This is a genomic window from Kitasatospora sp. NPDC058046 (assembly GCF_042885595.1).
In the GTDB taxonomy this organism is placed as follows: Bacteria; Actinomycetota; Actinomycetes; order Streptomycetales; family Streptomycetaceae; genus Kitasatospora.
Genome location: NZ_JBHVRS010000023.1, coordinates 87,501 through 97,254 on the forward strand (window position 1 = coordinate 87,501; position 9,754 = coordinate 97,254).

Here is a 9,754-nt window from a genome sequence, read left to right on the forward strand (position 1 = left end):
CGGGGCCGACGTTGACCTGCGGTCTTCCGCCAGATGGGCCGAAAACGCGTGGTCGGCCGTCGAACGGGCTTGTCGGGCCGTGCGGTGCGTATGTCAGTCTCTGGGGGCCGTGTGCCGTGTTCCACAGTGTTCTGACGGGGAATTCCGAATCTCTCTTTCCTTTCCCTGGTTCTCCGGGATGCGTTCCGTCATGCCGTCGGTCGGTTCGAAGTGATAATAGGGGGCGTCATGTCTGATCTCCGCCATGGGCATTCCGAGGCCTCCGTGAATTCCGCGGGAAATCGGTCGGTGCCGGAGGAACCCATCGCGTTGGTCGGAATCTCCTGCCGCCTTCCGGGGGCTGCCGGACCCCGGCAGTTGTGGGACCTCCTGCGGGACGGCCGCAGCGCCGTCACCGAAACTCCCGACGACCGCCGGGGCGGCCCCGGGGGAACCGGGGACGACGAGCCGTCCGCCCTGCGGTGGGGGGCGTTCCTGGAGGACGTGGACCGGTTCGACGCGGGATTCTTCGGGATCGGCCCGCGCGAGGCCGCCGCGATGGATCCGCAGCAGCGCCTGGCCCTGGAACTGAGCTGGGAGGCCTTCGAGGACGCGGGAATCCGCCCGGAGACCTGGCGCTCCCAGGACACCGCCGTCTTCCTCGGCGTGGCGTCCGGCGACTACGGCCTCCTGCTCGACCGTCGGGGACCGGCCGCCCGGACCCCGCACACCGTCGCCGGCACCCAGCGCGGCATGACGGCCAACCGCGTCTCGTACGCCCTCGGCCTGCACGGCCCCAGCCTCACCGTCGACGCCGGCCAGGCGTCGTCGCTGGCCGCCGTCCACCTGGCCTGCGAGAGCCTGCGGCGCGGCGACTCCGCGCTCGCCGTGGCGGGCGGGGTGCACCTCAACCTGCTGCCCGACACGGCGCACGCGATGGCCGGGCTCGGCGCGCTCTCGCCCGACGGCCGCTGCTTCACCTTCGACGAGCGGGCGAACGGCTACGTCCGCGGCGAGGGCGGGGCGATGGTGGTGCTCAAGCCCCTGAGCCGGGCCCTCGCGGACGGGGACCCCGTGTACGGCGTCTTGCTCGGCAGCGCCCTGAACAACGACGGCGGTGGAGAAGGACTGACGGTGCCGGCCCGGGCCGGGCAGGAAGAGGTGCTGCGGCGGGCCTGCGCGAGGGCGGGTGTCGACCCCGCGCACGTCCAGTACGTCGAACTGCACGGGACGGGCACCAGGGTCGGCGACCCGGTCGAGGCCGCCGCGCTGGGCGCCGTGTTCGGCGCGGCCCGGACGGCCGGCCAAAGCCCCCTGCACGTCGGCTCGGTGAAGACGAACGTCGGCCACCTGGAGGCCGCGGCGGGCGTGGTCGGCCTGGTCAAGGTGGCCCTGTCGCTCCAGCACGCGACGCTGCCGCCGAGCCTCGGCTTCCGCACCCCCAACCCGCTGATCGACATGGACGCCCTGCGGCTGCGCATGGTGACGGACCGCCTGCCGTGGACCGGGGCGGACGGCACCCGTCTCGCGGGCGTCAGCTCCTTCGGTCTCGGCGGGACCAACTGCCATGTCGTGCTGTCCCAGCCGCCCGCCCCCGCCGCGGGCAACCGGGCGCCGGCGGACGGCGGTTCCGGCGTGGTGCCGTGGGTCCTGTCCGGTGCCACAGCGGAGGCGCTGCGGGCCCAGGCCGACCGCCTCCGGTCGTACGTGGCCGAGGAGTCCGACGCCGAACCCGCCGACGTGGCCCTCGCGTTGGCCACCACGCGCGTGACCCGGGAGCACCGCGCGGTCGTCGTCGCGGCCGACCGCGAGGAGTTCCTCCGGGCCCTGACCGCCGCCGCCGAACCCGGCGGAGTCGACCCGGCACTGGTCCGGGGCAGCGTCGCCGAGGACGGTGAGGTCACCTTCGTCTACCCGGGCCAGGGCTCCCAATGGGACGGCATGGCACGGGAGTTGCTCGACACCTCGGCCGTCTTCCGGGAGCGGATGGAGCAGTGCGACGCGGCGCTGCGGCCGCACGTCGACTGGTCGCTGCTCGACGTCCTGCGCGGGACGCCCGACGCCCCGCCCCTGGAACGGGTCGACGTCGTCCAGCCCGTGCTGTGGGCCATGATGCTCGCGCTGACCGAGGTGTGGGGCTCCTTCGGGGTGCGTCCCGACGCGGTGGTGGGGCACTCACAGGGCGAGATCGCCGCCGCGTGCGTCGCGGGCGCCCTCAGCGTCGAGGACGGCGCGAAGATCGTGGCGCTGCGCAGCCGCGCGCTCGGCCGGCTGGCGGGCACCGGCGCCATGGCCACCGTCTCCCTGCCCGTGGCGCAGGTCCGCGACCGGCTCGAACGGGGCTGGGACGGGGTGGAGATCGCCGCGGTCAACGGCCCGGTGTCCACGGTGGTCTCCGGCCCGCCCGGGAGCGTCGACCGGCTGCTGGCGGAGTACGAGGCCGAGGGCGTCTGGGTGCGCGCGATCCCGGTCGACTACGCCTCGCACTCCGGCGACGTGGAGGTCCTGCGGGACGCGCTGCTGACGGAACTCGCCGGGATCACCCCGCGCCGGTCGCGGATCCCGTTCTGCTCCACCGTCACCGGTGAGATCACCGACACCACGGAGCTGGACGCCGGCTACTGGTACCGCAACCTGCGCCGGCCGGTCCGGATGGAGACCGCCACCCGGCACCTGCTGGAGGCCGGGCACCGGACGTTCGTCGAGGTCAGCCCCCACCCGGTGCTCACGGTCGCGCTCCAGCAGACCGTCGGTGCCGCGGCGGCGGTCACCGGGACGCTCCGGCGGGGCGAGGGCGGTCCGCGCCGTCTGCTGGACTCCGTCGCCCGGCTCCACGTGCGCGGTGCGCGGGTCGACTGGCAGCCCGCGCTCCGGACGGGCAGCGGGCGCCGGCTCCGGCTGCCCACCTACCCGTTCCAGCGGCAGTCGTACTGGCTCGACGGCGAGGACCGGCGCGAAACCGCGGCGGTGGACGGGCGCGAAACCGTGGGGGTGGACCGGCGTGGGCCCGCGGTGGCGGACCGGCGCGTGCCGTTCGGCGCGGAGACCGGGGCCCCCGCACCCGGGCCGTCGCGGCCCGGCCACGGCGAACTGACGGGCCTCGTACGGGAACACGCCGCGGCCGTGCTCGGCCACCCGGAGCCCGGGCTGGTCGACACCTCCCGCCGCTTCAAGGACCTCGGCTTCAACTCGCTGGACGCCGTCAACCTCCTGGAACGGCTGACCGCCGCCACCGGCGTCCCCCTCCCACCCACCCTGATCTTCGACCACCCCACGCCCGCCCTCCTGGCGGAGTGGCTGCGCACGGAACTCGCGGGCGAACGCACCGACACCGGCACCGCACCCCTCCGCGCCCCCCACGACGACGAGCCGATCGCGATCGTGGGGATGGGGTGCCGCTACCCGGGCGGGGTGCGGTCGCCGGAGGACCTGTGGCGGCTGGTGTCGGAGGGGCGCGACGCGATCTCCGGCCTCCCGGAGGGGCGGGGGTGGGACCTGGAGCACCTCTACGACCCCGATCCGGACGCGGGGGAAGGCGGGCGGACGTACACGCGCGGCGGGGGTTTCCTGCACGACGCGGACCTGTTCGACGCGGGGTTCTTCGGCGTTCCGCCGCGCGAGGCGGAGGCGATGGACCCGCAGCAGCGGCTGCTGCTGGAGGTGTCGTGGGAGGCGCTGGAGCGGGCGGGGATCCGTCCCGACACCCTGAAGGGCAGTGCGACCGGCGTCTTCACCGGAGTGATGACCAGCGGCTACCGGCCCGCCCCCGCCCGGGTCCCGGTGGAGTTCGAAGGGCACGTCCTGACCGGCAACGAGAGCAGTGTCGCGTCCGGCCGGGTGTCCTACGTGCTGGGACTGGAGGGCCCGGCCCTGTCGGTGGACACGGCGTGCTCGTCGTCGCTGGTGGCGCTGCACCTGGCGGTGCAGTCGCTGCGGCGGGGCGAGTGCTCGATGGCGCTGGCCGGCGGCGTCACCGTCATGGCGGCCCCGGCCACCCTCATCGAGTTCGCCCGGCACCGGGGCCTGTCCCCGGACGGCCGGTGCCGGGCCTTCGGTGAGGGGGCCGAGGGGACGGGGTTCGGCGAGGGTTGCGGCGTGCTGGTGCTGGAGCGGTTGTCCGATGCGCGGCGGGCGGGGCGTCGGGTGTTGGGGGTGGTGCGGGGTTCGGCGGTGAACCAGGACGGTGCGTCGAACGGGTTGACGGCGCCGAGTGGTCGGGCGCAGGTGCGGGTGGTGCGTGGGGCGTTGGGGGATGCCGGGTTGTCGGCGGGTGACGTCGACGCGGTGGAGGCGCACGGGACGGGGACGCGGCTGGGTGATCCGATCGAGGCGCAGGCCTTGCTGTCCGCCTATGGGGTGGAGCGCGAAGTGCCGTTGTGGCTGGGCTCGGTGAAGTCGAACATCGGTCACACGCAGGCCGCGGCCGGTGTGGCGGGTGTGATGAAGATGGTGCTGGCGATGCGGCACGGGGTGTTGCCGCGGACGTTGCACGCGGAGGTGCCGTCGTCGCACGTGGACTGGTCCTCGGGCGGGGTGGAGCTGCTGGCCGAGGCGCGGGAGTGGCCTGAGGTGGGTCGGCCGCGGCGGGCGGGTGTGTCGTCGTTCGGGATCAGTGGGACGAACGCGCATGTGATCGTGGAAGGGGTCACCGAAGAGCCAACTTCCCCCATAAAGAGCCCTGTTGAGGATCCGGACGTGGTGCCGTGGGTGGTGTCCGGCCGGTCGGTGGAGGCGCTGCGGGCGCAGGCCGGCCGGCTGGCGGAGCACCTGACGGAGCACCCGGAGGTCGGCGCGGACAGCGTCGGCTGGTCGCTGGTCGCGCAGCGCTCGCTGTTCGAGCAGTGCGCCGTCGTGACGGGCGCCGACCGGGAGGAACTGCTCGCCGGACTGCGCGTCCTGGCCGAGGGCGGCACCGCGGACAACGTCACCGTCACGCCCTCCACCACACCCCCCGACGGCTCGAATAGGCTCGCGCTGCTCTTCACCGGCCAGGGCGCGCAACGCCTCGGCATGGGCCGCCGACTGCACCGGGACTTCCCCGTCTTCGCGAAGGCGTTCGACGAGGCGTGCGCGCAGTTGGACGCGCACCTGCCCGTCCCCCTGAAGGACGTCGTCTTCGGTACGGACGCCGACCTCCTGGACCGCACCCTGTACGCCCAGTCGGCCCTGTTCGCCCTGGAGACCGCGCAGTTCAGGCTCCTGGAGCACTACGGCATCAGGCCCGACCACCTGCTCGGACACTCGGTCGGCGAGGTGGCCGCCGCCCATGTCGCGGGCGTGCTCGACCTGCCGGACGCCGCGCTCATGGTGGCGACGCGGGGACGGCTGATGCAGGCCGCCCGCGGCGACGGCGCCATGATCGCCGTGGAGGCCACCGAGCAGGAGGTCCTGACGGTCCTCGGAGAGCGCGAGGACCTGGCGGGGATCGCCGCCGTCAACAGCCCGCGGTCCGTGGTGGTCTCGGGTGATGCCGCGGTCGCCACCGAGGTCGCGGACCACTTCGCGGCGCTGGGGCGCCGGACCAGGCGGCTGCGGGTCAGCCACGCCTTCCACTCTCCCCACATGGACAGCGCGCTGGAGGAGTTCCGCACCGTCCTCGAAGGCCTGACCTTCCGCGCCCCCGTCCTCTCCGTCGTGTCCAACGTGACCGGGTGGGAGGCCACCGCCGAGCAGCTCTGCTCCCCCGACTACTGGGTGTCCCACATCCGTCGTGCCGTCCGGTTCGGCGAGGGGGTCGAGCACCTCGCCGGGCTCGGCGTGGGGACCTACCTCGAACTCGGCCCCGACGGTGTCCTGACCGGTCTGGTCCCGGACTGCCTGCCGGCCGGGACCGACGCGGTCACCCTGCCGCTGCTGCGGGCCCGGCGCCCGGAGTCCGGCTCCCTGCTCACCGCGGTCGCCCAGGCCGCGTTCGCCGGCCACCTGCCCGACTGGTCCCCGCTCTTCCCGGGCGCGCGGCCGGTGGAGCTGCCGACGTACGCCTTCCAGCACCGGTCCTACTGGCTGACGCAGGACACCGCTGTCGCGGCCGTCGCCTCGGCGGGTCTGGAGACGGTGGGGCACCCGCTGCTGGGCGCGGCGGTCGAGCGGCCCGACGGGAAGGGCTGGGTCTTCACCGGCCGCCTCTCGCCCACGACCCACCCCTGGACGGAGGACCACGTCATCGGCGAGGAGGTGCTGCTGCCCGGTGTGGCGCTGCTCGACGTCGCCCTCGCGGCGGGCGCCCGGGCCGGCTGCCGGCGGCTGGACGAACTCACCCTGGAAGCCCCGCTGTCCCTCCACCCCGACGCCCCGGCCGACCTGCGCGTGGTGCTGGACCCCGAGGAGGAGGGACGCTGGTCGCTGGCCGTGTTCTCGCGCTCCGACGACACCTGGCGGCGCCACGCCACCGGCGTGCTGGCCGCCGGGGCCGAAGGCACCGGGAGCGCGCTGACGGACTGGCCGCCGAAGGACGCGACCCCCCTCGACGTGGCCGACGCGTACCAGGCCCTGGCCGCCCGCGGCTACGACTACGGGCCGACCTTCCAGGGCCTGCGCGCCGCCTGGCGCGACGGCGACGTGCTGTACGCGGAGGTCGGGCTCCCGGCCGGCGTGGAGCCCTCCGGTTTCGGGGTGCACCCGGCCGCGCTGGACGCGGCGCTGCACCTGCTCGTCCTGGAGGGAGACCAGGCGGCCGGGCTCCGGCTGCCGTTCGCCTGGTCCGGTGCCGAACTGCACGCCACTGGTGCCACCGCGCTGCGGGTACGGCTGACGCCCACCGGCACCGACACCGTGGCCCTGGCCGTCTGCGACGCCGCCGGGGCGCCGGTCGCCACCGTCGAGGCGCTGACCCTGCGCCCCTACTCGGCGGCGGGCGGGGGCCGTACGCCGCTGTTCGCCGTGGACTGGGTGCCCGTGCCGGACCCGGCCGTCGGCACCGCTCCGGCCGGCCCGGCCCCGGACCTGCCGACGGACCTGCCGACGGACCGCTGGATCGTCCTCGGCACGCGCGGCCCGGACCTGCCGGGCGTGACCCGCCACGCCGACCTCACCACGCTGGCCGGTGCGGTCGAGGACCTGGAGGTGGCCGTCCTCCCGTGGACGGCGAGCGCGCCGGAGCACGCGGTGCCGTCCGCGGCCCATGACGCCGCCCGGGAGGTCCTGGGCCTGCTGAAGAGCTGGCTGGCCGAGGAGCACCGGACCTCCGCGCCCCTGGTGGTCCTCACCCGGAACGCGGTGGCCGTCGAAGCGGCCGAAGGCGTGGCGGACCTCGCCGCATCCGTGCTGTGGGGCCTGCTGCGCACCGCCCAGACCGAACACCCGGGCCGCTTCGTCCTCCTCGACGCCGACGCCGACCCGACCCCCGGGCTGGTGGCCGCCGCGCTCGCCACCGGAGAGCCCCAACTGGCCCTGCGCAACGGCACCTTGAAGGCCGCCCGGCTGGCCCGGCAGACACCCCGAGAGCTGCTCGCACCCCCGGAGGGCGCGCCGGCCTGGCGGATGGAACCGGGCGCCAGCGGCTCCCTCGACACGCTGTCCCTCCGGCCCCGCCCCGAGGCGCTCGCGCCCCTGCTGCCGGGCGAGGTGCGCGTCGCCGTCCGCGCCGCGGGCCTCAACTTCCGTGACGCGCTGAACGCCCTGGGGCTCTACCCCGGCGACGCGGGCCCGCTCGGCATCGAGGGCGCCGGCGTGGTCACCGAGGTCGGCCCCGGGGTGACCGGGTTCGCGCCCGGCGACCGGGTCATGGGCCTGCTGCCCGGCGCGTTCGGACCGGTGGTGGCCACCGACAGCAGGATGCTCGTCACCGTTCCGGACGGCTGGACCTTCGCCCAGGCGGCGGCCGTTCCCGTGGTCTTCCTGACCGCCTACTACGCGCTGACCGACCTGGCCGCCCTGGCCCCGGGCCAGTCGCTGCTGGTCCACGCGGCGGCGGGCGGCGTCGGCATGGCCGCGGTCCAGCTCGCCCACCACCTCGGCGCGCGGGTCTTCGGCACCGCGAGCCCCGGCAAGTGGGACACGCTGCGCTCGATGGGCCTGCCGGACGAGCGCATCGCCTCGTCCCGGGACCTCCTCTTCGAGCAGGGCTTCCGCCGGGTGCTCGGCGAGGACGGCGGCTTCGACGTCGTCCTCAACGCGCTGGCCCACGAGTACGTGGACGCCTCGCTGCGCCTGCTGCGCCCCGGCGGCCGGTTCCTGGAGATGGGCAAGACCGACGTCAGGGACCCCGCGTCCCTCCCCGACGTCTCCTACCAGGCGTTCGACCTCATGGTGGTCGACGCGGACCGCATCCAGGAGATGCTCACCGAGCTCGTGCGCCTCTTCGAGGCCGGCGCGCTCACCCACCTCCCGCTCACCGTCCGGGACGTCCGCCGGGGCAGGGAGGCCTTCCGCCACATCAGCCAGGGCCGCCACACCGGCAAGAACGTGCTCACCCTTCCGGCGTCGTTGGATCCGGAGGGTGCGGTGCTGGTGGTCGGTGGGACGGGGGTGTTGGGGGCGTTGCTGGCGCGTCATCTGGTGGTGGCGTGCGGGGTGCGGCACCTGGTGCTGGTGAGTCGTCGGGGTGTGGAGGCGCCCGGGGCGGTGGGGTTGCGGGACGAGCTGTTGGAGTTGGGCGCGCGCACTGTGGTGGTGCGGGCGTGTGACGCGGCCGACCGGGTGGCGTTGGGGGTGCTGGTCGACGAGGTGGTGGCCCGGCGGCCGTTGACGGGTGTGTTCCACGTGGCGGGGGTGCTGCGCGACGGGGTGCTGGTGTCGCTGGGTGCGGAGGCGCTGGGGGAGGTGCTGCGGTCGAAGGTGGACGGCGCGTGGGCGTTGCACGAGGTGACGCGGGAGCGGTGCCCCGGGCTGGCGGCCTTCGTGCTGTACTCCTCGGTCTCGGGCCTGGTGGGCACCGCGGGCCAGGCGAACTACGCGGCGGCGAACACGTTCCTGGACGCGCTGGCGCAGGAACGGTCGGCCCGGGGGCTGCCGGGTCTCTCGCTGGCGTGGGGGTTGTGGGAGCAGGAGTCCGGCATGACCGCCGGCCTCGACGACACGGCCTTCCAGCGCTTCGAGCGGTACGGCATCGGAAAGATCCCCTCCGAACAGGGCATGGCGCTGTTCGACGAGGCGCGGCAGGGAAGCGAGCCGGCGGTGGCACCGCTGGTGCTCGACCCGGCGCGACTGCACGCGAGGGCCGCCGTGGCCGACCTGCCACCGCTGCTGCGCGGCCTCGTCTCCGCCCCGGGCCGGCGTACGGCGGCCCCGGCCGCGGCACCGAGGACGGCGGGCGCCTCCACCTGGACCGACCGGATCGCGGGGGCGGCCGGAGGGCGCGGCCTCGACGTCGTGACGGAGCTCCTGTGCCAGGAGATCGCCGACGTCCTCGGCCACTCGGGGCCCGGAGCCATCGACACCGGCGCGGAGTTCCGGGGGCTCGGCCTCGACTCCCTCACCCTCGTCGAACTGCGCAACCGGCTCAACGCGGCCACCGGGCTCAGGCTCCCCGTCAACGTGCTGTTCGACCAGCCCACACCGGACGAACTGGCCGCCCACCTCCTGGCGGCCCTCGAACCCGGGCAACCGGACCCGGTCTCGCGCATCCTCGCCGACGCCGACCGGATGGAGGAGGCGTTGAAGCTCTTCGCCGGCGAGCGCGAGGACCGCACCAGGGTCACCACCCGACTGACGCAGATCCTTCGCGCCTGGCAGCGGGAGCAGGACGAACCCGCCGAATCCGCCGACGACCTCGACCACGTGACCGACGACGAACTCTTCGACGCGCTCGACAACGAACTGTCGCGCTGAGGTAAGG

At 74.7% G+C, this 9,754-nt stretch carries 1 protein-coding gene; it reads left to right on the forward strand.

What is annotated here, in order from left to right; genetic code table 11:
- The first annotated feature begins 288 nt into the window (after positions 1–288).
- The gene (locus tag ACFVU7_RS35535; protein ID WP_388049458.1) at positions 289–9,747 is read left to right on the forward strand and encodes a beta-ketoacyl synthase N-terminal-like domain-containing protein; all 9,459 of its coding nucleotides are present in this window, start codon (positions 289–291) and stop codon (positions 9,745–9,747) included.
- Positions 9,748–9,754 lie beyond the last annotated feature (7 nt).